Annotated in this window: 21 protein-coding genes and 1 tRNA gene; 8 read left to right on the forward strand and 14 right to left on the reverse strand. The window is 47.7% G+C overall.

Annotation, left to right across the window (positions count from 1 at the left end):
* Positions 1–11: 11 nt before the first annotated feature.
* The 6 genes from menD to LZD49_RS05500 form a co-directional block, all read right to left on the reverse strand.
* Complete coding sequence (gene menD, locus LZD49_RS05475; protein ID WP_234666311.1) at positions 12–1,700, reverse strand: 2-succinyl-5-enolpyruvyl-6-hydroxy-3-cyclohexene-1-carboxylic-acid synthase; 1,689 nt, start codon at positions 1,698–1,700, stop codon at positions 12–14.
* Positions 1,701–1,811: 111 nt separating this feature from the next.
* Positions 1,812–2,675: an RNA polymerase sigma factor RpoD/SigA gene (locus LZD49_RS05480; protein WP_015810559.1), complete on the reverse strand. Its 864-nt coding sequence runs from the start codon at positions 2,673–2,675 to the stop codon at positions 1,812–1,814.
* Between the two features lie 65 nt (positions 2,676–2,740).
* A complete protein-coding gene (pnp, locus tag LZD49_RS05485; protein WP_234666312.1) occupies positions 2,741–4,882 on the reverse strand; it encodes a polyribonucleotide nucleotidyltransferase in 2,142 nt (713 codons plus the stop codon).
* Positions 4,883–4,996: 114 nt separating this feature from the next.
* A complete protein-coding gene (gene rpsO, locus LZD49_RS05490) occupies positions 4,997–5,272 on the reverse strand; it encodes a 30S ribosomal protein S15 (protein ID WP_090152853.1) in 276 nt (91 codons plus the stop codon).
* 102 nt (positions 5,273–5,374) lie between these two features.
* Positions 5,375–6,871, reverse strand: a complete 1,497-nt coding sequence (locus tag LZD49_RS05495) for an LptF/LptG family permease (protein ID WP_234666313.1) — start codon at positions 6,869–6,871, stop codon at positions 5,375–5,377.
* Entirely contained in the window at positions 6,871–7,263 is a 393-nt protein-coding gene (locus LZD49_RS05500) for an START-like domain-containing protein (RefSeq protein ID WP_188929886.1), read from the reverse strand. The genes LZD49_RS05495 and LZD49_RS05500 overlap by 1 nt, the downstream gene beginning before the upstream one ends.
* 199 nt (positions 7,264–7,462) lie before the next feature.
* Between LZD49_RS05500 and LZD49_RS05505 the strand changes: the two genes are divergently transcribed.
* From LZD49_RS05505 to LZD49_RS05520, 4 genes are all read left to right on the forward strand, one after another.
* A tRNA-Met gene (locus tag LZD49_RS05505) sits at positions 7,463–7,536 on the forward strand.
* A gap of 125 nt (positions 7,537–7,661) precedes the next feature.
* Positions 7,662–9,440, forward strand: a complete 1,779-nt coding sequence (locus LZD49_RS05510) for an ABC transporter ATP-binding protein (RefSeq protein ID WP_234666314.1) — start codon at positions 7,662–7,664, stop codon at positions 9,438–9,440.
* A gap of 129 nt (positions 9,441–9,569) precedes the next feature.
* A complete protein-coding gene (locus LZD49_RS05515; protein WP_234666315.1) occupies positions 9,570–10,271 on the forward strand; it encodes a 2OG-Fe(II) oxygenase in 702 nt (233 codons plus the stop codon).
* Between the two features lie 6 nt (positions 10,272–10,277).
* Positions 10,278–10,541, forward strand: a complete 264-nt coding sequence (locus LZD49_RS05520; RefSeq protein ID WP_234666316.1) for an Ada metal-binding domain-containing protein — start codon at positions 10,278–10,280, stop codon at positions 10,539–10,541.
* Here LZD49_RS05520 and LZD49_RS05525 read toward each other — a convergent pair.
* The 3 genes from LZD49_RS05525 to LZD49_RS05535 form a co-directional block, all read right to left on the reverse strand.
* A complete protein-coding gene (locus LZD49_RS05525; protein ID WP_234666317.1) occupies positions 10,533–11,441 on the reverse strand; it encodes a DNA-3-methyladenine glycosylase in 909 nt (302 codons plus the stop codon). The genes LZD49_RS05520 and LZD49_RS05525 overlap by 9 nt on opposite strands.
* 99 nt (positions 11,442–11,540) lie before the next feature.
* Positions 11,541–12,560 carry a DNA polymerase III subunit delta gene (holA, locus tag LZD49_RS05530; protein ID WP_234666318.1) on the reverse strand — a complete coding sequence of 340 codons (1,020 nt, stop codon included), beginning with the start codon at positions 12,558–12,560 and terminating at the stop codon, positions 11,541–11,543.
* A 60-nt stretch (positions 12,561–12,620) separates the two neighbouring features.
* The gene (locus tag LZD49_RS05535) at positions 12,621–13,223 is read right to left on the reverse strand and encodes an ACP phosphodiesterase (protein ID WP_234666319.1); all 603 of its coding nucleotides are present in this window, start codon (positions 13,221–13,223) and stop codon (positions 12,621–12,623) included.
* A 97-nt stretch (positions 13,224–13,320) separates the two neighbouring features.
* On the opposite strand from LZD49_RS05535, the gene LZD49_RS05540 reads away from it, so the two are divergent.
* Positions 13,321–13,836 carry a peptidylprolyl isomerase gene (locus LZD49_RS05540; protein ID WP_234666320.1) on the forward strand — a complete coding sequence of 172 codons (516 nt, stop codon included), beginning with the start codon at positions 13,321–13,323 and terminating at the stop codon, positions 13,834–13,836.
* A 92-nt stretch (positions 13,837–13,928) separates the two neighbouring features.
* Here the strand turns inward: LZD49_RS05540 and LZD49_RS05545 are convergent, their stop codons facing one another.
* Positions 13,929–14,411: a dCMP deaminase family protein gene (locus tag LZD49_RS05545; protein WP_234666321.1), complete on the reverse strand. Its 483-nt coding sequence runs from the start codon at positions 14,409–14,411 to the stop codon at positions 13,929–13,931.
* A gap of 71 nt (positions 14,412–14,482) precedes the next feature.
* Here LZD49_RS05545 and LZD49_RS05550 point away from each other — a divergent pair, with 71 nt between their 5' ends.
* Positions 14,483–15,568: a hypothetical protein gene (locus LZD49_RS05550; RefSeq protein WP_234666322.1), complete on the forward strand. Its 1,086-nt coding sequence runs from the start codon at positions 14,483–14,485 to the stop codon at positions 15,566–15,568.
* A 20-nt stretch (positions 15,569–15,588) separates the two neighbouring features.
* On the opposite strand, the gene LZD49_RS05555 is transcribed toward LZD49_RS05550, so the two are convergent.
* From LZD49_RS05555 to LZD49_RS05565, 3 genes are read right to left on the reverse strand one after another with little or no spacing between them, the layout of a single operon-like run.
* The gene (locus tag LZD49_RS05555) at positions 15,589–17,370 is read right to left on the reverse strand and encodes a ComEC/Rec2 family competence protein (protein WP_234666323.1); all 1,782 of its coding nucleotides are present in this window, start codon (positions 17,368–17,370) and stop codon (positions 15,589–15,591) included.
* A 6-nt stretch (positions 17,371–17,376) separates the two neighbouring features.
* On the reverse strand, positions 17,377–18,654 hold the full coding sequence (locus tag LZD49_RS05560; protein WP_234666324.1) for a T9SS type A sorting domain-containing protein: 1,278 nt from the start codon (positions 18,652–18,654) through the stop codon (positions 17,377–17,379).
* The gene (locus LZD49_RS05565) at positions 18,635–19,582 is read right to left on the reverse strand and encodes a PhoH family protein (protein ID WP_234666325.1); all 948 of its coding nucleotides are present in this window, start codon (positions 19,580–19,582) and stop codon (positions 18,635–18,637) included. Before LZD49_RS05565 ends, LZD49_RS05560 begins: the two co-directional genes overlap by 20 nt.
* 246 nt (positions 19,583–19,828) lie before the next feature.
* On the opposite strand from LZD49_RS05565, the gene dnaB reads away from it, so the two are divergent.
* The gene (gene dnaB / locus LZD49_RS05570) at positions 19,829–21,445 is read left to right on the forward strand and encodes a replicative DNA helicase (protein ID WP_234666326.1); all 1,617 of its coding nucleotides are present in this window, start codon (positions 19,829–19,831) and stop codon (positions 21,443–21,445) included.
* A gap of 92 nt (positions 21,446–21,537) precedes the next feature.
* Here the strand turns inward: dnaB and rlmD are convergent, their stop codons facing one another.
* Entirely contained in the window at positions 21,538–22,935 is a 1,398-nt protein-coding gene (gene rlmD, locus LZD49_RS05575; protein ID WP_234666327.1) for a 23S rRNA (uracil(1939)-C(5))-methyltransferase RlmD, read from the reverse strand.
* Between the two features lie 64 nt (positions 22,936–22,999).
* On the opposite strand from rlmD, the gene LZD49_RS05580 reads away from it, so the two are divergent.
* Positions 23,000–25,207, forward strand: coding sequence for a gliding motility-associated C-terminal domain-containing protein (locus LZD49_RS05580; protein ID WP_234666328.1), 2,208 nt, complete (start codon positions 23,000–23,002; stop codon positions 25,205–25,207).
* Positions 25,208–25,621 lie beyond the last annotated feature (414 nt).

The following is a 25,621-nucleotide window of genomic DNA, read 5'->3' on the forward strand; positions in this document are numbered from 1 at the left end:
GCTGATAAGCCTTAGTTATGCATTGCGTGCTTAAGCGCCTTCCATGCCCGCTTGTTTTCGACGGGATCCGTGAACCCTTCCAGTAGCGCGATCCCGTCGGCATTCAGGAATGCCTGCACGGTGGCGTCCGTTTCAGCCAGATCGGAAACTTGAAAATAGGCAATCCCGGAATCTTCACAGGTACGCTTCGCGGAAAACGAGTGCCGCGTTTCAAAATACGTTTCCAATTCCGGCAAACTTCCGGGGCCGTCGATCATCCGGAAGATGTTTCCACCCGCATTATTGATCATAACGATTTTCAGGTTTTGTGGCAGGCTGTTAATTAACAGTCCATTCCGGTCGTAAAGAAATGCCACATCACCGACAACGAGCAGTGTGGGTTTTCCATTTACTTTCGCCGCACCAATTGCCGTACTCACACAGCCATCGATCCCACTCGTTCCCCTGTTCGCATACACGCCTGACCAGTTGTTTTTTGTACCCAGCACGTTGGCGTAGCGGACAGACATACTATTAGCAATATGTAACTGAAAATCCGAAATGATGTATCTAAACATCGAACTTAACAAAGTTAAATCACTGAACGTCGATAGATTTGATAGCGTTTCTAGCTTCTTTTGTCGCGCTATTCGTTCGTTTTGCATCCATAATGCATGATAAGACGTGTCATGAGCCAGTTCCGAATTTTCAACAAACGATTGATAGTCAAGTTTTTCAAATAAGTCACTAAAAAATTGCTGCGCTTTTCCCGGGATTTCCCGTGTAACCGACTGGAATGGATCAGCTAGAAAAGCATCTTCTCCTATATGCCAATGCCATTTAGGCGGGTTTTTACGAATAAACAGCTTAAACTCCTTGGAGAGGAACGACATTCCGAAGGTAATCAACAGATCGGGCCGGAGGTTTTCGGCCTCTTTCGCACCCAAAAAAAGGTCTTGGTGACGGATAAATTCCTCGCTTCCTGAGAGATTCGCAATGCAGTCGCCTAGCACTGGAATATCCCATTCGTTCGTAATGCGCGTGAGAGCTGCATTCAATGCGTGGTCGGGCTTACCCTGTCCACCGGCGATCAGGATTTTAGATGCGTCCTCCCACTCGTCCAGCAACTCTTCCCACTCGCCCTGCGGCCATACCGGTTGGTTGATCTGTCTTTTGATAACCCTCACCTGTTCCGAAGGCTGAAAATCTTCCCCGGAGATGGGGTAAAAAGGCTCTCGAATGGGCACATTGACGTGCACCGGGCCATTTGGGGTAATCGAAGCAAGGTTAACCGCCTCGTTGGTAATACGGTTGATCGCCCATTGAACATCAGAATGCTGATAATCGGGTGAAACTTCAAAAGAACGCTTGACATGCTGGCCGAAAATGCCGGTCTGGTAGATCGTCTGTCCGTCATATTGATGCTGCCATTCCTTCGGGCGGTCAGCCGTAAGAACCAGCAGCGGAATTTGCTGAAAAAACGCCTCAGAAACGGCCGGAGCGAAGTTATAGACCGCACTGCCCGAGGTGCATATCAAAACCACCGGAGAATCGATTTGCTGGGCCATTCCGAGGGCTATAAAACCTGCTGAACGCTCATCGATACAAACGTGCGCCTGAAAGCCTCCGTGGCGCACAAAAGCTAGTGTTAATGCAGCGCTCCGGGAGCCCGGGGATATTACGACATGCCGGATGCCCTGCCGGTAGCAGATTTCGGCCATGTCTATTAAGGGTTGTAAAATAGCCATGAAAAACTTTCCGTGTCTGAAAATGAAAATAGCCTCCCGAAAGAGGCTATTAAAGTAATTAGAAGGTTCGCATTTAACTATGCATTAACCCAAATAGGTTTTCAAAGCTTTGCTTCTGGAAACATGGCGCAATCTGCGGATCGCTTTTTCCTTGATCTGGCGCACGCGCTCACGGGTAAGGTTGAACTTCTCCCCTATCTCTTCCAAAGTCATCGCATGCTCGCCGTTCAAACCGAAATACAGGGCGATCACGTCCGCTTCACGTTGCGTAAGCGTGCACAATGCGCGTTGTACTTCTTTCCGGAGCGATTCGTTCACCAGGCCCGAATCCGGCTTGTCTTCCAGGTCGTTTTCCAGAACGTCCAAAAGGCTGTTTTCCTCGCCTTGTACAAATGGTGCATCCATGGAGACGTGCCTACCGGAGATCTTCATGGTATCAACTACCTCGGAAGACGAAATTTCCAGTACTTCCGCCAATTCCTCGGGTGATGGCTCGCGTTCGAAACGCTGTTCCAGCTCAGAGAAAGTTTTGGAAATTTTATTCAAAGACCCTACACGGTTGAGGGGTAAACGTACGATACGTGACTGTTCCGCTAATGCTTGCAGGATCGATTGACGAATCCACCAAACCGCGTATGAAATAAATTTAAAACCTCTTGTTTCATCAAAACGCTGTGCAGCCTTGATCAGACCGAGGTTACCCTCGTTGATCAGGTCACCCAACGACAAACCTTGATTCTGATATTGCTTGGCAACGGAAACCACAAAACGCAGGTTCGCTTTCGTCAAACGTTCCAAAGCAAGCTGGTCCCCATCCCTGATTTTCTGAGCTAACGTCACCTCCTCATCCGGCGTTAGCAAATCCACCTTACCGATCTCCTGCAAATATTTATCTAATGACTGACTTTCACGGTTGGTAATTTGCTTACTGATCTTTAGCTGTCTCATCTATGTCTTTATTAAGTATGTTATATAACGACGTTTTTACCGTTCCTGCCTACAAGAACACTGAATTACTCTTTTTTGTTCTCAGGCTTTGGTAACAATACTTTACGTGAAAGGCGGTATTTTCCTGTTTTCTTATCGATTTCGACCAGTTTGACCTGCACCTCTTCTCCTACTTCCAGAACACCGTCCATTTGTTCAAGACGTTCCCACTTGATCTCGGAAATGTGCAACAAACCGTCTTTGCCGGGGAGGAACTCTACGAACGCTCCGAAAGGCATGATCGACTTCACTTTACCGGAATAGATTTCACCGATTTCAGGGACAAGGATGATACCTTTAACCCGTGAAACTGCCTTATCCATGGAAGTCTTATCGGCAGAGAATATACTTACAAAGCCTGCACCATCTTTCTCCTCGATAGAGATCGTTGCGCCTGATTCTTTCTGGATATCCTGAACCACTTTTCCACCTGGTCCAATCACCGCACCGATCATCTCGCGATCGATCTTGATCACCACGGCACGTGGTGTATGCGGTTTCAGATCTGCACGGCTTTCGGTGATCGTCTTGTTCATTTCACCCAGAATGTGCAAACGGCCCGCTTTTGCCTGCATCAATGCTTCTGTCAATACTTCAAACGAAAGACCATTGACTTTCATATCCATCTGGCAAGCCGTAATGCCCTGCTCGGTACCGGTTACTTTAAAGTCCATATCGCCCAGGTGATCTTCGTCGCCAAGGATATCTGAAAGGACTGCATAGTTCCCAGTCGCTTCGTCAGAGATCAAACCCATCGCAATACCCGAAACAGGTGCTTTAATCTTAAGACCTGAATCCATCAGCGCCAATGAACCCGCACATACCGTCGCCATGGAAGACGAACCGTTTGATTCCAGAATATCGGATACGATACGGATGGTGTATGGATTGTCCGTTTCAACAGGAAGTACTTTTTTAAGCGCACGCAAAGCGAGGTTACCATGACCAACTTCACGACGGCCAGGACCGCGGTTAGGCTTCACTTCGCCGGTTGAGAAGCCAGGGAAGTTATAATGCAGCATGAATTTGCTGTAACCGTATTTCAATGGGGTATCAATGATCTGCTCGTCCTGTTTGGTACCAAGGGTTACCGTCGTCAGGGATTGTGTTTCTCCACGTGTGAAGAGCGCAGATCCATGTGCATTAGGAAGGAAGTCAATTTCAGACGCGATAGGTCTTACCTCGTCCAGACGGCGGCCATCAAGGCGTGTTCTTTCGTCGAGCACCAACCGGCGGGAAGCCTCCCACACGAGGTCATTGAAATAACGCTTTGCCAGGCTTTCACTGAATTCAGGTTTCTCTTCTTCGGTAATAGTTGTTTTGAATTCTTCCCAAACAGCTTTGAAACCATCTTTTCTCACTGTTTTGTTGGTAGAACCCAACTGCGTTACCGCATATATTTTGCCATAAGCAAACTCGCGCAAACGGGCTTCAAGCGCATCGTCAGCCGGGTCACCTACATATTCTCTTTTTTCAGTTTTGCCAACAGCCGCTTCAAATTCTTTCAAAGCAACACATTGGTCTTTAATTACTGCGTGTGCAATTTTTAGCGCTTCGATCACTTCCTCTTCGGAAACCTCACTCATCTCACCTTCCACCATCGCAATATCATTATACGTAGCTCCCACCATCAGGTCGAGCGTCGCACCCTGCAGTGCTGTCGCACCGGGGTTAACCACATATTTGCCATCAATTTTGGCAACGCGTACCTCTGATACAGGTCCACCAAACGGAATATCGGAAGCCGCCAATGCAGCTGATGCCGCTAATGCAGCGAGTGCGTCGGGCAATGCCTCTGCGTCGGCAGAGATCAGCAATATATTTACTTGTACTTCTGCATGATAATCGTCCGGAAACAATGGGCGCAATACGCGGTCAACCAAACGGCTGGTCAATACTTCGTGATCGGACAGTTTGCCCTCACGGCGTTGGAAGCTTCCCGGAATACGTCCCGCAGAAGCAAATTTCTCTTGATAATCAACCGATAATGGCAGAAAGTCGAGGCCTTCCTTAATATCCCTGTTTGCAACAACCGTAGCCAGCAACATAGTGTTACCCAGTCTTACTACTACCGATCCGTCGGCTTGCTTCGCTAATTTTCCTGTTTCAATTGTGATTTCCCTGCCGTCCGGTAAGGATATAGTCTTGGTAACTATATTAAAGAGCATAGAATATTTGATTTTTGTAGCTGTGAAACGCCGTCCTGACGTCCCGGTAAGTTCTTGTTTTTTCCGCAAAAAATCAGGGAACTTTCACATATGTAAAGTTCCCTGATTTTAAAATTACTTACGTATGTTCAATTCGGCGATGATCGCACGATAGCGATTGATGTCTTTTTTGTAAAGATAATCCAACAATCTTCTGCGCTTTCCTACCATTTTGAGGAGGCCCAGACGTGTATCATTATCTTTCTTGTGCGTTTTAAGGTGCTCGTTCAGATAATTGATACGGTACGTAAATAAAGCAATTTGTGATTCGGCGGAGCCTGTGTCGGCGCCTTCCTTTTTAAAACCTTTCGATTCGAAGATCTCGCTCTTCTTTTCCGCGGTTAAATACATGATTGTAACAACAGATTAAAGTGATATGTAGTATTACGGCACCTTGCCGCAAATAAAGTTGCAAAAGTAGGCTTTTTAAACCGGTTATTAAAATAATTTAAATTAATTATCAGTGATAAGCTCTCTTTTCCCAAATCTACTTGTCCATCGGGCCAGAATTCTCTTGAAAAACATTTGGTACACATCCTTCTCAAACAGCCGGGAGTCGCTGCGTGCCCGATCAATGAAATACATTCCAGCAGCAAACAGAAGCGTGTTTGCCATCCATGCGCCCACCGGCACCGCTACCAGCCCTTCCTTCACCCACTTGTCGCCCTGGTTGGTCATTACATATAGGAGAATAAAGAAAATAATTGAAACCAGCACCGGCACCCCAAAGCCGCCTTTCTTGATAATGGCCCCCAGTGGCGCACCAATGAGGAACATAATCAGGCAGGAGAGCGCCTGGGTATATTTATGGTGCCTTTCCAGTTCATATTTACTCGCATCCTTCAATTTCGTCTGCAAATAGTCTTGCTGAGACTTGATGTAACTCAACATGCTATTCGACGCCGATTTGGTGTTCATCAGGATTTCCTTTTTCAAACTGTCGGCAACAGGCTTTGTTAGCAGCGAATCGATCCATTTGCCCGACTTGATTGTCTTGTCCGTTCCTTGCCGATAGTTATAGGAATAATATTGCTGGCTGCCGGACACGAGGTTTTTCTTCGTTTCCTGATAGGAAGTCCGTAATGAATCGGCGGTTGCTGTCAGGTCACTGATATTTTTCATGAACTCATGGTACTTGAACTGTCCTTCGTCCGTACGCTTCATACCAAACGAGGCCAGACTTTCCGTAAGGCGGTAATGCTGGAACGACTGGCGGTTGAAATTGGAATAAGCAGGCTGCGATCTTGCGGGAGAAGAAATATAAACCGGCCGCGAACTCCCCGAGCCTTGCTCATCCGTGTATCGGGTTCCGTTGTAAAGCTCGATCACCAGATAACGGTTCTCGTTAATGGAATACATCCGACCTGAATCCGCAAGAATAATCTCCGTGTTCCCCAACTCGTAGGACCGGCTGTTATGCTTGTAGATTACCATGCCGATCATCTTTCCATTATCCAGCTTCTCGTCTACTTTAATGCTATATCCCGGTAAATCATTGTAAAAAATCCCCTCCTTAATCTTCAAAGTAGCCTTGGTGGTTTTGATGTCGTACAGCAAGCTATACCCCTTCAGGTTCGCCCAGGGAGATACACGGTCATTAAAATAAAAGGAAAAAATACTGATGCCGACCGCAACAATGAACAGCGGCGCCATGGCACGCACAACCGAAATACCCGCACTTTTAATGGCTGTCAGCTCAAAGAATTCGCCCAGGTTACCAAATGCCATCAGCGAGGAAAGCAAAGTTGCGAGCGGCAATGCGGTGGGTACGGTAATGAGGCTAAAAAAGAAGAATAGCTGTGCATAGTCCATGACATTCAGGTCTTTCGACACAAAGTCATCAATATAAAAGATCATGATCCGCATAAGGAAAACGAACACCACGACCGACATTGTAATCACAAAAGGTCCCCAAAAGGACATTAAAATAAGCTTGTCCAGCTTTTTCATCAACTGCCTACTATTTCTCTTAAATTATCAATAAAGCCCTCCCACAATGAATGGAGCTCGTCTTTGTCGCGGTTCGAAGAATAATCAATAACGCGTAAAAAGGTTGTTTGGGTTAACTCGCTAACTTCTAATTTTAGTTCCAGATGATTATTATCAAGGTTATCGTCGCTGGTATCTTCAAAATCGAAACGCACCGCTTTGTTGATCCGCAGGCCGGTTTGCCGCGCAATGTGACTATCCCCATCCCATTGAAAGTCGAAGCGGTGATCGGGCAGCACAGTGACCTTCTCGGCAAACCATTGTTGGAGACCCGAAGGCGTGGAAATATATGGAAAGAGAACTTTTGGGGAGGAACGTAATTCAAATTCGGTAACAAATTTATATTTTTCCATATATGCTGAAATTAAAGGAGCGGCCTCGTTAGGCCTTGCCTTAGGTGCTGATTTAAAAGTTGTAATATAACATAAATCAACAATAAAAGCGTGCAAATGTAAATTTGTTGTTCCCGAATTCTGCGAAATTTACGCCGAAAATCAGCAAACTGGTTGCATCGTAACATTCTTTAACATACTTTTGCACCACAATTACGACGGCGGGGTAGCTCAGATGGTTAGAGCGTAGGATTCATAACCCTAAGGTCGGCAGTTCGATCCTGCTCCCCGCTACATTGCTAAGACATCCCTTCCGGATGTCTTTTTTATTTCCACCAATTTGTATCTTCTCGAGAATTAAATTCAGCCCGTTTCGGTTTACAGTAATTGATAACACCACCGAATCACCTCACAACTGTATGAAGTTACTATTCCAATACCTGACCAGGTACAAGGGCCTTATATTTCTGGCCCTTATTATGGCCGCTATCAACCAGGTTTTCTCCCTCCTCAATCCATACATCCTCGGTAACTATCTGATCGATCCCTACGCCAATAAAGCAGCCGAATTCCGGAATAACGGGTTGGACAATGCGTTTTTTAAGGGCATACTAATGGGATTGCTGATGATTATCGGCGTAGCGATGGTGTCGCGTATTGCCAAGGCGTTTCAGGATTACCTAGTGAATGTCGTCATTCAAAAATTTGGCGCTAACCTCTATACGGACGGGCTACGGCACGCATTGAGGCTGCCGTTTCAAGATTTTGAAGACCAGCGTTCCGGCGAAACACTCTCCGTGCTTTTAAAAGTCCGCGCCGATTGCGAAAAATTCATCCTAAACTTTGTCAATGTACTGTTTTTCACCTCAGTAGGGATAATTTTTGTAGTAATCGTTGCATTCAGGCTAAGCCCGCTCTTACCTTTGATCTACCTTGTAGGCTCGGTGATACTGGCATTTCTGACGAGTGTTTTGAGTAGGAAAATTAAAACGATCCAGAAAAACATCGTCAAGGAAACTACCTCGCTAGCTGGCTCTACGACCGAATCGCTGCGTAATATCGAACTGGTGAAAAGCTTGGGATTGACGCAGCAGGAAATCGGCAGGCTGAACACCACGACCTACAAAATCCTGAAACTCGAACTTAAAAAGGTGAAAAGTATCCGTTCGGTAAGTTTCATTCAAGGCACGTTCGTAAACTTTCTACAACAATGCGTGATGTTCGCATTACTCTTTTTCGTGTTCCGTGACAAAATTACGGTAGGCCAGATGATGATGATGCAATTTTACTCCTTCTTCATCTTTGGTCCATTGCAAGAATTGGGTAACGTCATTCTCTCCTACCGTGAAGCCGAGGCTTCGCTGAACAATCTGCAGGAACTATTAGCCCGCCCCGTCGAGCACAAACCTGCTAATCCTGAGGTCATTACAGACATTAAAGAATTGCAGTTCGATCATGTAAAGTTCCAGCATCAGTCAGCCAATCGTCCGGCCTTGGAGGACATTTCTTTTGATGTGAAACGTGGTGAGACGATCGCATTCGTCGGACCTTCTGGTTCCGGCAAAACGACGCTGGTAAAATTGCTGGTTGGGCTTTATCAACCAATTGAAGGCAAAGTTTCTTATAACGGTGTAAATGGAAAAGAGATTGATTTTGATGAAATAAGGCATAAAATCGGTTTTGTAACACAGGATACACAGCTTTTTTCGGGTACCATCAAGGAGAACCTGCTATTCGTTAATCCGGAGGCGACCGACGAGATGATCAACGATGTGTTGCTGAAAGCAGCATGCTACAATCTGCTGGCGCGGGCCGAGAACGGAATTCAGACGGTAATCGGCGAAGGCGGATTGAAATTATCTGGCGGCGAACGTCAGCGCCTTTCGATCGCACGCGCACTCCTGCGCAATCCAAACCTGATCATTTTCGATGAAGCGACTTCTGCATTGGATTCCCTTACAGAAGAAGAAATTTCGAACACAATTCGCACCATTACCGACCAACGCCAGCATATCACCGTGATGATCGCCCACCGCCTGTCGACGATCATGTACGCCGACCGTATTTATGTGCTTGAAAAAGGTCGCGTTATCGAAACGGGCAACCATCATACGTTGCTGGAAGAAAAGGGCCTGTATTACGCCATGTGGCGCCAGCAAATCGGCGAACGCAAAGACGAGCAGGTGCTTTCGGCGTGATTTTAATGAGTGAATGAGTGAATGAGAGATTCACTCATTCACTCATTAAAAACCAATACGCAAGAAACAGGTTTCAAGCCAGTCTCTGGTCGGGTAATTTTGGTCTAACAAATCAAAATGCCACCTGCTATGACCAATATCGAAAATCTCGACTGGGCTGCTGTCCGTGATAATCTTCATCGACGTGGCTACGCACAACTCGATCGGGTGATGGATGAAATGGAATGCGATGAGTTGATCGCACAATACGACAATCCGGCCCATTACCGCAAGACGATCGTGATGGAACGTTATCGCTTCGGATTAGGCGAATACAAATACTTCACATATCCGTTACCACAAATCATCCAGCGGCTTCGTGAAATCATTTACCCAAAACTCGCTCCCATAGCCAACCAATGGATGCAGGTTTTGAAAAAGGACCAACCCTACCCTGCCCATTTTGCTGAGTTTCAAGAAATTTGTAAAACAGAAAACCAGACAAAACCCACCGTACTGATCCTCAAATATGGCAGAGGCGGCCATAACACCCTTCATCAGGATTTGTATGGCGACGTTTTCTTCCCGATTCAAATGGTGTTATTTCTCAGTGAGCCTGAGCAGGACTATACCGGCGGCGAGTTTGTCATGACCGAGCAAGTCCCGCGCGCCCAATCAAAAGCCATCGTATTAAAGCCCCGAAAAGGCGATGCACTGCTATTCACGACCAATTTCAGGCCCGTAAAAGGAAGTAAAGGATATTACCGGGTCAACATGAAACATGGTGTGAGCGAAGTACACGAAGGCGAACGATACACCTTAGGCATTATTTTTCACGACGCATTGAGCTAAAAAACAATGATTGCCCACAAAGAAATAGGTCTCGAAAACTTTGCGACTAGCCGGAAACTGAAAGGTATGATCGACAACGGAGAAATTCGGATGGCCGGCAACCGTAACCTGAAAATCTATGGCCAATTATCCTGCGGCTCCGGGAAGCGGATGAAACGTAGTAACCGGGTATTCTTTGCAGACGAGCGTGATGCCCTCTCACACGGTTACCGCCCGTGTGGGCATTGCCTGCGTGAGGCTTATCTGAAATGGAAACAAGGATCAGACTAATGCTTTCACCGCCAGACTTCTCCACAGGTAGAATGCAAGGTAAGTCTCCCAACCTGCAAATGCGCCGAAAAAAGCATTAATCTTGTCCTTCTCGGTCCGGTCGGCGATGATCCCATGTGCAACTAATGCATTCAACAGACCTACATCGCCATGCGGAATGCCCTGCGGAACGCGTAGCGACTTCATCAACGCATAATTCGCTGTCCAGATGCCGATGCCTTTGTGGCTTGTCAATGCTTTTTGTTGCGCCGGAAAATCAGGCAATGCCGCGATTCCTTCTTTGCTGAGCATACCGGCAACAAATGCACGCGCGATGCCACTAATGTACTGCGCTTTCTTCTCCGAGAACTGCATCGCGCGCAGCTCGTCTACCTCCGCATTAGCCAACGTCTCCGCGTCGGGAAATATGTAAAATACCTGGTTATCCCATTCCAAATGCCGGCCGAAGCGCTCCACGAGGCGTCGTTTGAGCTTATAGGCGAATGTAAGATTGATCTGCTGGCCGATAATGCACCAGCACAGCGCCTCGAACATATCCGAAATCCCGATTAAACGAAGACCAGTGAAGTCGTCTGCCATATAAGCCAGGCGCTTGTCGCGTTTCAAATGCGCGTAAAACGGCTGAATATCGCGTTCCAGGTCGAACCACTCCTTTACAAAGCTGGTCAGAAAGTCCCTGCATTCGGGATTGGCGGGACCTGCCAATGTCTCGATCTCCAAAAATCCCCCATGCTCCTGAATATGGAACAGGACGTCTCCGAAAGGTGTCTGAATGGCCTTCCAAATAGCATTATCACTGATCACATGCAGACAATCGTCGTAATTACGGTTCAAAAACCAGAGGCATTCCTGAAAGCTGAAAAACGGCGGTACGGGAATCAAAATAGTTGGATGGTCCATTTTGGGGAATAATTTTAATGACTGAATGTTTGAATGACTGAATGATCGAATAATCACCGTTGACTCAGTTATTCACTCATTCACTCATTCAAAATTAAATCAATGCACGATCTTGAAAACCAGCTCGCGGAGCAGCTCGCCTTCGGGTATGCTCGTGCCATCGAGCCCTTTCAAACGGCCGTCACATTCCCGGAGATAATGGATAATGTTCGCCACCTTAGCCATGGGATAGTTACGCGCTGCCAGCAGGTAATCTTTGACAAAATAAGGATTCACACCCAGCTCCACCGCCAGTCCTTTTTCCGACTTGTCCCTCGCCGCATGCGTCAGCAACAGCTTCGAGAAAAATCCGAATAGAATGATCAGTACTGGCGCCAATGGGTTATCCTTGGGATTGGATGCAAAAAAAGCCGCTATCTGGTTGGCTTTCAATACATCCCGGTGCATTAATGCCTTTTGGAATTCAAACACATTGTACTCCTTGCTAATCCCCACAAACCGCTCAATCGCCGACGCGTCGATGCCTTCACCCACCCTCAGGTTGACCATGATCTTGCGGATTTCGTTAGAAAGCCTTTTTAAATCATTCCCAATGTTTTCTACCAGCATTTGGACCGCCTTCGGACTAATTTTCACGCCCTCATGCTGGCAAAATGAGGCGACCCAGTCCGGCAATTTATTGTCGTACATCTTCTTGGACTGAACAACAACCCCATTTGCATTGCAGGCTTTGAGATAGGACTTCCGTTCATCGGCATTGGCGTGATAACAAAAAACGAGCACCGTGCTCGGCACCGGGTTCAATGCATAATCTTCCAGACGCTGCTGTTGTTCCTTTTGCTCAATACCATTCAGTTTATGCGCCTCTTTTACCAAAACCAGCTGTCGCTCAGCCATAAACGGAAAGCGCCGGGCATAGCTAAGTATGCCGGCCACATCGGTATCTTTTCCATAAAGCACAAACTGATTAAAGCCCCGCTCCGACTCCGGAACCACTCTGTTTTCAAGCTCTTCAGCAATAGAGTCGATGTAATAGGGCTCGTCGCCGTGCAAAAAATACAGCGGACGGAATTTCTTACCTTTTATTTCTTTGAGGACGATATCGGGTGTTTGTGCCATTAGTTTGCAGATTGGGACCGGAATATGATCCGGACATCAAATTTACCCTTCAGCGCCGATTTATGCCGCGTTTTCAATGATAAATTGCCCGGCCTCACGGCGCAATTCAGGAAAAAAAGATAGGAATTTGGTGTAATAAAACGCTTCGTTAGCCCGCAAATCGCTCACAGCCGTGGAGATGGGAGCCAGAAATTCGGCCCGGCGGGAGAGCCTGTGAAAGGTGGTATCGATGCCATCGAGTGTAGCATAAGCAGTGAGCCAGTCCTGGCGGATCATCGATCGGACCATCGGGATCATCGTTTCAGGGATCAAATGCTCGTTTTTTTCGACAATGGAATACGTCCGATGCGCGTATACGCGGAGCGGTTCCCCGTGGTAATGCGCGAAATTTTTGGCCAGGAAATAATCGAAATAAATATCCATCACAATGCCCGCCAGCTTTCCCTGGGTAACAGCCGCCACATCTTTGGCTTCCCGCACTTCGGGATGGCTGTCGGTAAATGAATCGATAAAGCGGTGAAGTTTCAACCCGAGCACATAGTTGGGGTTCCAGTTTGCCGTCTTCTCTTCGGTTAAGCGTCCTTTGATAAAGTCACCGACATAATTTCCCATCATCACCCCCTCATTCTCGCCTGACAGCAAAATATGCGCTAAAAAATTCATCTAAATGACATTTTGACAAAATTGCCGTACGTTTGTTCCAGTACTCTTCCAGGGAACAATTCTTTTACAACAACCATTATTTTAATCAAACTAGCAAATGAAAGTCGAAAAAAATAACGTCATAGCGTTGACATATAGCCTCAGCATTCCCGACTCTGAAGGTGAAACGGATATCGTGGAAGTGGTAACCGAAAACGACCCAATGTACTTTATTCACGGCATTAGCGGCTTGCCAGAAGGCTTCGAAAACCAAATTGAGGGGCTCTCTGCTGGCGATACTTTTGATTTTACGGTTGCTCCCGAGGAGGGCTATGGCGAATACGATGAAGAAGCGGTAGTAGATCTGCCCAAATCGGTATTCCAGAACAGCGAAGTGGATCAGGACGAACTGTTGCAAGTCGGAAATATCATCCCGATGACCAACGAAGACGGCGAAAGGCTCCATGGCCAGATCGTCGAAATCCAGGACGATGTAGTGATTATGAACTTCAACCACCCGCTCGCAGGCAAAAAAATGCATTTTGCAGGCACGATCCTATCTGTACGCGCAGCCACGCGTGAGGAGCTGGATCATGGGCATGTACATGGTGCGGGGGGTGTTCATCATCATTAATGAGTGAATTTTGACCGGGTCGCGGAGCGATGAGTGAATACTTATTAAATCGAATATTCACTCATCCACTCATTGGCTCATTCACTCATTAGTCATTCACCCATTGGCTTATACTGCTCCACATCCACGCCAAACCGCCGCAGAAATTCGACACCTTCCTCAATGGCAATACCTTTGTAAGCCGCGTACGAATGCAGGAAAAAGACTTTTTTGATCTTCATCGTGTAAATCACACGGGCACAGGCTATACAGGGCGCTAACGTCACGAAAAGCGTGGATCCTTCGATATTGGAGCCATTTTTTACGGCAAAAAGAATCGCATTCTGCTCCGCGTGCAATGCCAGCGAACAGCTCCCTTTTGCATCTCTTGGGCATCCTACCTCCGGAAATTCCTCATCACAGTTGTGCGTACCTGCGGGCGGCCCGTTGTAGCCGATCGAGATAATCCGCGTGTCCTTCGTTAGCACCGCACCGACCTGCGCTTTTATACAATGTGAACGTTTGGCAAGATTTTTTGCCAGGTCCATATAAATGTCATCAAATTCCGGCCGCAAATTCGTTGTAGCTAATGTCATTCTCTGTTTAATCCAAATTCAGGGTACAAAATTAGGAAAATGACGGCTGGATTCAACGCAGTTTGAAAAGTATGACCAAAAGCATCTCGCTTATTTTCTTCCTGATCAGTGCCCTTACCCCGCTGCTCGCACAGCAGGACAAGTCTATTGTGACGCTCACCAAAGACCCCGCGGGTCTTTTTAAATCCTATAAATTCTTCATTCAGAATGTCGAAGACCAACGCCCCCAGCCCGGCGCGACATTGGGAAAAGTGATCGCTTTCGGTAAGGAAATACCCGCTGTACTCCCAGGCAGGGCCGAAAGTGAGTTGTTCGAATATTGGTCATTTATAGCACCCAAAAAAGAACAGACTTATTTGCCGCTGTACATTACGATCAAAGAGTTGTCTGTCAATGAGAAACGTGTAGGCCCGAACAAAGTTACCGGCGAAGTGCGACTGAATGTCCGCTTTCGTTGGTACCGCGACATGCAGCCCGTCGAACTGACCGGATACCAGACATCCGCCAATTACACCCGCCCGGAAACCGCATTTACGCACGATAAGCTTATCAGACAGCTTGTGGATCAAGCATTAAGCCATTTTCAAAAATGGATGGCTGCCAACGCCGGTAAAACACCCGCATTGGCCCGAAACCTTGTGCTGGCATTCAAGGAAATCAGTAACTCCACGTCGGAGGATACGGTCTTTTATTCTCCAAAACGGCCCCTGATCTGGAACGACTTCAAAGTAAGGAGTGCAAAACCCGGCAGTCGCTATGCCGCTGCGGTATTTACCAGTTTCGGGTATGAGGGACATTCATATCCGAAGGGCGATGACCTGGTAGTGGAAATAGGTTTAAAGATATTTATGGTCAAAAGCATGTCGTGGGGCCGGCCTGAATCGCGGAATGCGGGAACATTACGACATGAGCAGATCCATTTTGACATTACCCGCCTTGTTGTAGAGAAATTCAAGGAACGCCTTCGAAAGGCCGAGTTGACGATCGAAGACTACGATAGCGAAATTCAATACCAGTTTTTAGAGGCTTTCCGCGACATGAACCGCGACCAGGAGCAGTACGACGGCGAAACCGGTCACGGATTGAATGCGGGAATGCAGGCCGCCTGGGACAAAAAGGTAGCCCAACAGATTGAAGCGCTTTATTCTGTACAATGACGATGCGTTGTGAAGCTGTTTTAGAGTGCGGTCAGACGAATGATGCGCCGGATTTCACGGTTTACCGCATAGTTTTTTACATTAAAATCAAACGCCCGCTTATCCAAAGCGAAGGCTTTATCGCTCACAAGATATAATGCATTGCCTGATTTGAAACCAACTACATGGTGCTTAGGGATTTGAAAACTGACTTGTTCGGCGGTCAGGTAGGTATTCAAACTATTCATAAGAGAAATAGTTACAAATAACATCACCGCTACAACCGAAAGCCGGAGAAAATAAACCGAGTGAGAATGCAGGGTATACCAAACAAGGAAAATGATGCCGTAAAGCATTACCACTTCCAACGCACTCAAATGCAAATTTTCAAGCAAATGTCCAGGTAATGATCGCGGTATCGATGCCGACCAATCGGTAAGCCATGCGGAAACCGACACAATCTTGCCCGCAAGCCAGGCAAGCCAGGAAACACCGATAGCGCTTACAAAAAGTAAAACCAGTGCGGCAGGTAGCAGTACATTCGTAAATGTGACCACCAGCGGGTTGACCAGCCAGAAGTAAGTCGGAAACTGATGAAAATAGTAAAGGCTAAGCGGAAATGTGGCGATTTGAGCCGCCAAAGCCAATACAGTCACCTGCCAGATATATTTCAGCAAGCGGTTTGATGGGGCAAACACATCGCAAACAGGCTCGTAAAGCAGAAAAATCCCAGCCATTGCGAGAAACGACAATTGGAAGCCTACGTCGTACAATGCACATGCATCAATCAGCAAAATAATGAGCGCCGAAATAGCCAGCGTGTTGATTGGGTGATGCTTTCGTCCCCCAGTTTCTGCGGCCACCAACACCATACACATTAGCGCCGCACGTTGCACCGAGGGCGGCAAACCGGTGACTAAGCCATAAAACCCCAGCAATGCGGCCATTAAAACGAAATATAACCATTTGCCGACTGGCCAACGCCGCAGCCAGCCGAACGCAGCACTGATCGCCATAAAAATGATCGCCATATGCATGCCGGAAACTGAAAGAATGTGCACGGCGCCGGAAATGACATAATCGCCAACCTGCTGCTCATGCAGATCATCACGGCGCCCCAGTAACATCGCCTTTACAAGTCCGTACGCTGCCGTATTGCTGACATGTTCCCGGAAGCGGCTGTCGGCCCACTGGGAAATTATTTCGGGCCAATATGCGGGATTATTATCCGCATTGCCGGACATCACTTGGTAAGATCCATTATTGAGAAAAGCTGTGAACAGAATGCCTTTATTACGCAAATAGAGCGCATAGTCGAATTGTTCAGGATTTTGAGGGGGAGCAGGCAGTTCGAGCCGCTTCCTGATAAGCAACCGGTCACCCGGTTCAGGGGTAATAGAAACACTGTCAGGAAGATAAATCAGCGCAGAAACCGATTTCTCAGTCCATTGCTCATCAATTCTGAAACGTTCGGTCTTCACTTCAACCCTAATGGAGTTATTGCGCTTCTCCGGAATGGAAATCACTTCCGCCCCGCAGGCGGTATAATGCAAGTCATTTATTTCAACAATGCGACGGTCCCTTTCCGTCTCGACCCACGTTTTACAAGTAATGCCCAACAATACCATCCAGGCGGCCATTGAGATCGTGAAAACCTGTTTTGACCAAAAAATGTAAAGCAAGAGGCAGACAATACCAGCCAGCGCAACGATAGCAAAAGCAAAGAAAACCGGCATATTAACGGCAAGACGCAATGCGTCGCCCGCCAATATGCCGGTCGCGAAGAAGAGGGTTACGCTGACAAAGGGAGCGCGTGATAGCATGTGTGTTTATCGTACAACAAAACGTTTGGTAACAGTCTGATTTGCGGTTGTCACCTTGTAATAGTACAGACCGCTTGGAAAGTTTCGAACGTTGAGATATGTACGGTTGACGGCATCTTCCGTCACCTTTTGTCCTTTCTGATTGTAAACGGATACAGTATAATTTTCAAAATCCGGGGCGAATATGTTCGTTGTCAGCGTTTCACGTACCGGGTTTGGGTAAATGTCAACGAGTAACTGATCAGTCGTCAGTTGTGAATATTCCACCATCTTGGCGCGCCTGGGGCTTAGTGCGAGCACCGCATGCATCCGCTCCTTCTGATCGTTGGTAAAAATGCTCATACAAACGTCGGGGGAATAATCCATATAGTTCTCGATCATGTTACGCGTCACCGCATTGCCCCGGCATTGTGAATACACAGGCGTACACGACACGTCGGTAGTTTCGTTTTTGGTGTTTGCCGTAGGCGTATCATCACAATAATCCGTGCCGCAGGTCGAGTCTCCCCAGATATGGATTAATCCAAGCCAGTGGCCAACTTCGTGGGTGGTTGTACGGCCGAGATTGTAAATGCGGCTCGTGATAGCTTCGGAATCCCTTCCAAAATAGCGGAAATCAATAATCACCCCGTCCGTCGACGCATCCGTTTCCTCATTTTCGCTCGTCGCCAGGCCTTGGGTGCGATCCGTAATCTCGCTGACTACAGGGAACTGCGAGGTCCCGAGATAACGGTCGTTCAGCCTCGTAACCCAAATGTTCAGATAACGGTTGGTAAACCAGGCCGGTGAAATGTCTGCCAGGTCGTCGGCATCCGTAATGGGACTGAACTGCGACGTCTCATTATAGGTACGCACCACCGACACCAGTTTGAAACGAATACCCGTATCGACCGCCAGTGAATCGGTATAATAGCCCTTGTAGCCCGACGTGTTGCCATAATCCTCATTGAGTACATCGATCTGGCTCTGGATTTGTCCGTCGGTAATGTTGCCGTTGCCTGCACCTCCGATCACATTATCGGTACGATTATGCACCACATGTACCACAACCGGAATCGTGATGGTCTCGCCCGCGTTCGTACGTGCACCCGAATTAGCGCGCAGATAGTTCTGAATAGCGCCTTCTGACCGCATGCGCAGGTTGCGCAGGGAGGGGTTCCTCAGCAAGCGCACCGAGTCGCGCTCGGTGCTCGCACAACGCGTCACGACCGAATCCTGCGCTTTCCCGAGCACAGACACCAGTAACAGGCCGGCCAGCAGCAGGCTATTTCTCCGATTTTTCATAGGCAGCAAGAATGTCCCTCACCAAGCGGTGCCTTACAACGTCCGATCCGTCCAGCTCTACGAAACTGATCCCCTTAATGCCTTTCAAAACCGTTATCGAGTCGATCAGACCCGATTTAAGGTTTTTCGGAAGGTCAATCTGCGATTTGTCACCGGTAATGATCGCCTTGGAGCTCGGGCCCATCCGGGTCAGGAACATCTTCATCTGCATGGGCGTGGTGTTCTGTGCCTCGTCGAGCAGGATGAACGCGTTGTTAAGCGTACGCCCCCGCATATAAGCAAGCGGCGCGATTTCAATTACCCGGCTTTCCAGGTATAGTTTCAGTTTTTCAGGTGCGATCATATCGTCCAGCGCGTCGTAGATCGGGCGTAGATACGGGTCAATCTTTTCTTTGAGATCTCCCGGCAGGAAACCTAGATTTTCCCCAGCTTCCACGGCAGGACGGGTGATGATAATCTTCCGTACTTCCTTGTTTTTCAACGCCTTGACAGCGATAGCAACCGCCGTATAGGTCTTACCGGTACCCGCCGGGCCGATTGCGAACACAAGGTCATATTTGGCCGCTTGCTCCACAAGCAGCTTCTGATTTGCTGTTTTTGCTTTTACAACCAGGCCCTTATTGCCATAGAGGATTACATCGTCGTCATCCTCGCCGGTCGACACGGGCGTCTTGGAAATGCCGTTGAGGTAGCCTTTGACATTGTCGTTCGTTATTTTTCCATACCTCTGGTAATGCGCCAAAAGTGAGTCGATTACATCTGTTATTCGGATAATTTCGGGGGCAGTCCCCTGGATGCGGATCTCGTTTCCGCGTGAAATGATTTTACTTTCGGGGAAAGCGGCGGCGACTTCCTTAATATTCGAGTTGTGGATCCCGAGAAAATCGACCATGGATACGTCTTCGAGCGTGATGATTTTTTCCAGCAAATGAATCAGTGTTTAATGTTTGTCTATTGTTTCTAAAATTTAGTAATAATAACCAACATTTGTAAAACATAATCGTCGAAAAAACAATTAATCAATCAAATTGTCAGCCGAAAAATAAGTCTTTCCCGACCAAGTCTTTCATTATCAGACAGGCACAAAGAAGTCTTCCCAGTGAAAAAAAATTATTGCCCCAAACAGCCCCGCCTTTCTTTTCTCAGAGGTCTCCAATGATTAACTTTGTCTTACATGGAAAACGAAAAGGCACCCAACAACTATCCCAGGAGCGGCTCGAAAACCGGCAACGGCACCAAGCGGGCATTCACACCCCGGACGCCAGCAAACGATCAGAATTTCAGCAAGTTACCCCCTCAGGCTATCGATCTCGAAGAGGCGGTCCTAGGCGCTTTAATGATCGAAAAAGATGCGCTTACGGCGGTTGCAGACATCCTCCGTCCGGATAGTTTCTACAAGGAGTCGCACGTCCGCATCTATACAGCGATCGTTACCCTTTTCGCCGATTCGGAGCCGATCGATATGCTTACGGTTACCTCCAAATTACGGAGCACCGGAGAGCTTGAACTGGTCGGCGGCGCGTCGTATATCATGGAGCTGACCAGCAAAGTCAACTCCGCCGCCAATATCGAATTCCATGCACGCATTATCTCGCAGGCATATATCAAGAGGGAGCTTATCAAAGTAGCCTCTGAGATCCAGCGCGACGCTTTTGAAGATACCACCGACGTATTCCGGCTTCTCGACAAGACAGAACAGTCGTTGTTCGCGATTTCGGAATCCAACATCAAGAAAAATTACGCCGACATGGGCGCGCTTATGCGGCAGGCCCTGGCCGAACTTGACCAGAAAAAGAATAACAAAGACGGATTGACCGGTGTGCCCTCCGGTTTCAGCGCACTCGACAGACTTACTTCGGGCTGGCAGAAAACGGAATTAATGATCCTCGCGGCACGTCCGGGTATGGGGAAAACGGCATTCGTCGTTTCATCGCTGCGGAATGCAGCTGTGGATTTCAATATTCCGGTGGCGATATTCTCTCTTGAGATGTCATCAGTGCAGCTTGTCAATCGTCTAATTTCCGCCGAGGCTGAAATCGATAGTGAAAAAATCCGTAAGGGAAGCCTCGCGCCGCACGAATGGGAGCAACTGCACCATCGCATTCACAGGCTTACCAATGCCCCCATTTATATCGACGACACCCCTGCCCTTTCGGTACTAGAACTGAGGGCCAAATGCCGCCGTCTGAAAGCTCAGCACGACATCCAGATGATCGTAATCGATTATTTGCAGCTAATGACCGGAGATACAGGCGGCAAAAGCCCCGGTAACCGCGAACAGGAAATTGCGATGATCTCGCGGTCGTTGAAAAACCTGGCAAAAGAATTGGATGTGCCGGTAATTGCTCTTTCTCAACTAAGCCGGGCCGTAGAGACCCGGGGTGGTGAAAAGCGGCCACAACTTTCCGATTTGAGGGAGTCCGGTTCGATCGAGCAGGATGCGGATATGGTAATATTCCTGTACCGTCCTGAATATTACGGCATTACTGAGGACGAAGCAGGTAACTCAGTAGCAGGTGTAGGCGAAGTGATTCTGGCTAAAAACCGTGCAGGTTCGCTGGACACCATTCAACTGCGCTTTATCGGTAAATACACGAAATTCGCCGACCTTGATTCGGGCTTTACCCCTGCCCCATTCTCGGTCGACCGACCAATCCAGACCTCCAACCCGATCTCATCATTCGAAAGTCAGGCCAAGCCCACCGCCCCAACAGGCGGAACACTCCGCAGCCGCGCCAACGACCTAAGTAATTTCGATTACAAAGGGCCAGATAGCGAGCCACCGTTTTGATCTGAAAATCATTGGTTATACAAAAAGAGGAGTCCGGAATGAACGTCATTCCGGACTCCTCTTTTTACTGTCGATCAACCTACAACTTCCTGCTATTTCCTGACCAGCAACGCCACATTCTCCACATGGTGCGTATTTGGGAACATGTCCACAGGTTGCACGCGTGTCACTTCATAATCCTCCGCCATCAATGCCAGGTCACGGGCCTGCGTGGCTGTGTTACAGCTTACATACACGACGCGGTCGGGTGCGGCTTTCAGGATCGTTTCGATCACGGGCACGTCCATTCCTGCGCGCGGCGGGTCGGTGATGATCACATCCGGACGGCCGTGCTTTTGCAGGAAACTCTCATTCATGATCGCACGCATGTCGCCGGCGAAAAATGAGGTGTTGGTAATGCCATTCAATTGCGAATTGATGCGGGCATCTTGCACAGCTGCCTCTACATATTCCACACCTACCACTTTCTTCGCGCTACGGGCCACAAAATTAGCAATGGTACCTGTTCCTGTATAAAGGTCGTAAACGGACTCACTGCCGGTCAGTTGAGCATAATCTCTGGCCACACTGAAAAGCTTGTAAGCCTGCTCGGAATTGGTCTGATAAAAGGATTTTGGTCCAACGAGAAATGTCAGATCTTCCATTGTCTCACGCACCACCTTTTCCCCGGCATAATGAACCACTTCCTGGTCCTGGTAGGAATCGTTTCCTTTCAAATTCACGATGTAGTTCAAAGATGTGATCTCCGGATGATTTTTAGCCAAAAATTCCATCACTTCCGAGATAATTTCGTCGTTCTGCACCCCGAATTGCACGATTACCATCACGTCCCCAGAATTGGCTGTACGGACGATCAGATTGCGGAGCACACCCACATTAAAACGTACGTCGTAGTAAGGGTATCCTTTTTCCTCTCCAAAACGATGCAGAGAGTTCCGAATCGCATTCGAAGGGTCGGATTGCAGGTGGCAATGGTCGACCGTAAAAATCTTATCAAATCGCTTCGGTACGTGAAAACCCAGGGCCGTTTTCGTAAAAGGTATGCCCGAATCCAGTTGCTCCTTCGTCAGCCAGCGCCAATTTGAAAAAGTGAATTCCAACTTATTCCGATAGTATTCCGTCCTAGGGGCAGCGATAATTTCGTTAATCTCAACATTCCTGATCTTTCCTATCCTTTCAAAATGATCCACAACCTGCTGCCTTTTGAATTTGAGCTGGTGCTCGTAGCTGATATGCTGCCACTTACAGCCCCCGCAAACCGTGAAATGCTCGCAATAGGGTTCTGTACGTAAGGCCGATTGCGAATGAATTTTGGTAACGATGGCCTCCTTTAATTTTTTCTTGGTGCGTACGACCTGAAGGTCGACGATGTCACCGGGAGCCACATTGCCTTCTACGAAGATTACGCCGTCTTCCGATTTAAATATACATTTGCCTTCTGCCGCAAAATCGGTAATTTCAACGTACTCGTACTTGTTACTCTTAGACATTATTTCCTGTTTTAATTACTAATCCCAATATCCTATCGGACCAATTTTACCGCCGCATATTTCCATGAAAAAACGGTTCATCTTATTTATTCTGATGTTGTTTGCTCTTTGCGAGGCCAGCGCGACGCACATCGTGGGCGGGCAGCTCTTCATCACACAGAACCAGGACAGCTACTACAACTATAACATGGGTCTGACGATGTACTTCGATGCCTTGAACGGCAATCCCGGTGCAGAAGATCCCTTTGTCACGATTTATGTATTCAGAAAGCGCGACAACGTGGCCATCGGCTATCTTGAAGCCCCAAAAATAGAACGAAAATCGGTCACCTACGCAAACCCGCTCTGTGGAATCTCTACATTGCAGACCTGGCAGATCACTTACAGCTCCAGTTTACACCTTACTCCCACCGAGTTCGACGACGCACAGGGCTATTACATGGTATGGGACCGCTGCTGCCGGAATGGAACGATCACCAATATCCAGGCCCCGGGCGATGCTGGCAGCCTTTTTTACCTCGAATTTCCGCCTCTCTTTAAAAGTAACGCCAATTTCAAGAATTCCTCTCCTATTTTTCCGGAGATAAAAGGCGACTATGCCTGCGTCAATTCCCCGTTTTTATTCGATTTCGGTGGCAAAGATGCGGACGGAGACAGCCTGGTATACTCGCTCATCACGCCCATGCAGGGCTATTCGGACAAGGCCAATCCAAGCGCACCTGGCCGTGGATCTTCCAGCTATCCGCGTCTGAACTTTGTCGACGGCGTTTCGGTCAGCAATATGATTCCGGGCCCCGATCCGCTGAAAGTCAACCGCGCAACAGGCATGCTTTCCGTCACAGCCGGTTCTATCGGTTTATATGTATTTGCAGTCCAGGTTGAAGAATACCGGAATGGGCAAAAAATCGGCTCGCTAACACGCGATTTTCAATTGAAAGTGGTCGATTGTCCCAAAATGGACCCGCCGAAATTGTTATTTAAACCGAAAGGAAAAAACACCTACTACACAGAGAATGAGATCATAACTGTCAAAAAAGGCGATCCAAACTGTTTCGAAGTGATGGTAACCGACCCAACCATCAACCAGATCGTGAGCGTCGACGGCCAGGCGGTGAATAATACCAGCGACTATTTCACATTGCTTCCCGCGCAGTTTACCACCAGAGTCCCGAACGATACCCTGAAATTCCAGATTTGCCTGGAAGACTGCTTTGTCACCTACGACAACAGGCCTATTAAAATCCAGCTGGTGGCACAGGATGGCAGTTGCCCATTTCCCCTTACCGACACGCTGAACATTTACATACGGCGGGAAAATAATGGCAATAATCCCCCGGCAGTAACCACTTCGCTCACCAGCGACTATGTACATGTGACAGCGGGTGTGCCTGTGACATTCACTGTTTACGGCAAAGATCCGGACAAAGACAATCTTGCGCTGTCGGGCCGCGGACAGGATTTCAATATGACCGATATGGGCATGGATTTCAAACCTGTGAGCGGGCAGGCAAATGTGGAGCAGAAATTTACCTGGGTCCCTCCCTGCAATGCCAAAAAGGGTGACACGCTGGCCGTGGATTTCAAATTGGAAGATATGCGGTGCGAAGGGAACCCGATGCCCGTCGCCAAGCCGGTCTATTTTATCGTGGACGAATCGCCCAACCGCCCTCCTGCTGTAAAAACATCATTGCCCGTCCAGGAAATCACGTATCAGATCGGCAGTTCCTCGGGTATCACATTCGATGTGCTCGCGACCGATCCGGATACGAATACGATCATTCTGACCGCCGCCGGGCGTGGGTTCGACATGAAAGATGCCGGGATGATTTTCGAAGCGAAATCCGGCGTGCAATCAATTACCTCGCCCTATGCCTGGAACCCCGAATGCGCGTTGCTTGACGGCCAGGCTGAACAAACTTTCATGGTCGACTTCATCACCCAGGACAAGAGCTGCGCCGCAGCCATGGACACGACCACCGTCAAAGTCACGATCAAGGACAATGGCTCCGCTCCTTTCCCTGAATTTCCGAATGTGATCACGCCAAATGGCGACGGTAAAAATGATTGTTTTGCATTCCAGGAACTCCCGGCGGACAACTGCCAGGACCTGTTCAAAGACATCACGATCTTTAACCGCTGGGGTAAACAGGTGTATTATTCAAAGGTAAGACCCAACGACTGGTGCCCTGACAAGATCTCCGGAGGGTACTATTACTTCGTCGTCCAATATACCAAACGCTCCTATAAAGGCGGATTGACGATTCTTAAATAACTTATAATCAGCACGATATCCCGTAGCATTTTAAATGGATGCTACGGGATATTTGTTTTATATGTATTGATTTGAATCAAAAATATTATTAGTCTGATAAATATTAAAAGTATTGAAAGTTGAATACATAATCATGTAATGCCTCATAGCAATGACCATACTTTAACTTTCCTTTCGAGAATGCATTTGCGCTCCGCTCTGTCGTTGCCTCTCTAAAATTTCATTACCCCGCTATTCTACGTCGCGCCGGTGGGTTCTCCCTTTTGCCCTGAAATTACACATTACATTAAAATAATATGCACCATGTTAATCTTACCAGACATTCAATAAGTAATAATTGTATAATAATTTTTAAAAGTATATCCCTAAAACATATTAACATACTTTTAAAAAGTATATATAGAATAAAATGTA

The sequence above is a fragment of the Dyadobacter sp. CY261 genome (assembly GCF_021440085.1).
GTDB lineage: Bacteria > Bacteroidota > Bacteroidia > Cytophagales > Spirosomataceae > Dyadobacter.

What these genes read in the sequence shown, in the direction of transcription:
- menD (WP_234666311.1), bottom strand. Translation starts at nt 1,700, where the DNA reads ATGGCCGAAATCTGCTACCGGCAGGGCATCCGGCATGTCGTAATATCC.
- LZD49_RS05580 (WP_234666328.1), top strand. Translation starts at nt 23,000, where the DNA reads ATGAAAAAACGGTTCATCTTATTTATTCTGATGTTGTTTGCTCTTTGC.
- holA (WP_234666318.1), bottom strand. Translation starts at nt 12,560, where the DNA reads ATGGCACAAACACCCGATATCGTCCTCAAAGAAATAAAAGGTAAGAAA.
- LZD49_RS05540 (WP_234666320.1), top strand. Translation starts at nt 13,321, where the DNA reads ATGAAAGTCGAAAAAAATAACGTCATAGCGTTGACATATAGCCTCAGC.
- rpsO (WP_090152853.1), bottom strand. Translation starts at nt 5,272, where the DNA reads ATGTATTTAACCGCGGAAAAGAAGAGCGAGATCTTCGAATCGAAAGGT.
- pnp (WP_234666312.1), bottom strand. Translation starts at nt 4,882, where the DNA reads ATGCTCTTTAATATAGTTACCAAGACTATATCCTTACCGGACGGCAGG.
- LZD49_RS05495 (WP_234666313.1), bottom strand. Translation starts at nt 6,871, where the DNA reads ATGAAAAAGCTGGACAAGCTTATTTTAATGTCCTTTTGGGGACCTTTT.
- LZD49_RS05525 (WP_234666317.1), bottom strand. Translation starts at nt 11,441, where the DNA reads ATGGACCATCCAACTATTTTGATTCCCGTACCGCCGTTTTTCAGCTTT.
- LZD49_RS05520 (WP_234666316.1), top strand. Translation starts at nt 10,278, where the DNA reads ATGATTGCCCACAAAGAAATAGGTCTCGAAAACTTTGCGACTAGCCGG.
- LZD49_RS05560 (WP_234666324.1), bottom strand. Translation starts at nt 18,654, where the DNA reads ATGAAAAATCGGAGAAATAGCCTGCTGCTGGCCGGCCTGTTACTGGTG.
- LZD49_RS05480 (WP_015810559.1), bottom strand. Translation starts at nt 2,675, where the DNA reads ATGAGACAGCTAAAGATCAGTAAGCAAATTACCAACCGTGAAAGTCAG.
- LZD49_RS05550 (WP_234666322.1), top strand. Translation starts at nt 14,483, where the DNA reads ATGACCAAAAGCATCTCGCTTATTTTCTTCCTGATCAGTGCCCTTACC.
- LZD49_RS05500 (WP_188929886.1), bottom strand. Translation starts at nt 7,263, where the DNA reads ATGGAAAAATATAAATTTGTTACCGAATTTGAATTACGTTCCTCCCCA.
- dnaB (WP_234666326.1), top strand. Translation starts at nt 19,829, where the DNA reads ATGGAAAACGAAAAGGCACCCAACAACTATCCCAGGAGCGGCTCGAAA.
- LZD49_RS05555 (WP_234666323.1), bottom strand. Translation starts at nt 17,370, where the DNA reads ATGCTATCACGCGCTCCCTTTGTCAGCGTAACCCTCTTCTTCGCGACC.
- LZD49_RS05515 (WP_234666315.1), top strand. Translation starts at nt 9,570, where the DNA reads ATGACCAATATCGAAAATCTCGACTGGGCTGCTGTCCGTGATAATCTT.
- rlmD (WP_234666327.1), bottom strand. Translation starts at nt 22,935, where the DNA reads ATGTCTAAGAGTAACAAGTACGAGTACGTTGAAATTACCGATTTTGCG.
- LZD49_RS05535 (WP_234666319.1), bottom strand. Translation starts at nt 13,223, where the DNA reads ATGAATTTTTTAGCGCATATTTTGCTGTCAGGCGAGAATGAGGGGGTG.
- LZD49_RS05545 (WP_234666321.1), bottom strand. Translation starts at nt 14,411, where the DNA reads ATGACATTAGCTACAACGAATTTGCGGCCGGAATTTGATGACATTTAT.
- LZD49_RS05510 (WP_234666314.1), top strand. Translation starts at nt 7,662, where the DNA reads ATGAAGTTACTATTCCAATACCTGACCAGGTACAAGGGCCTTATATTT.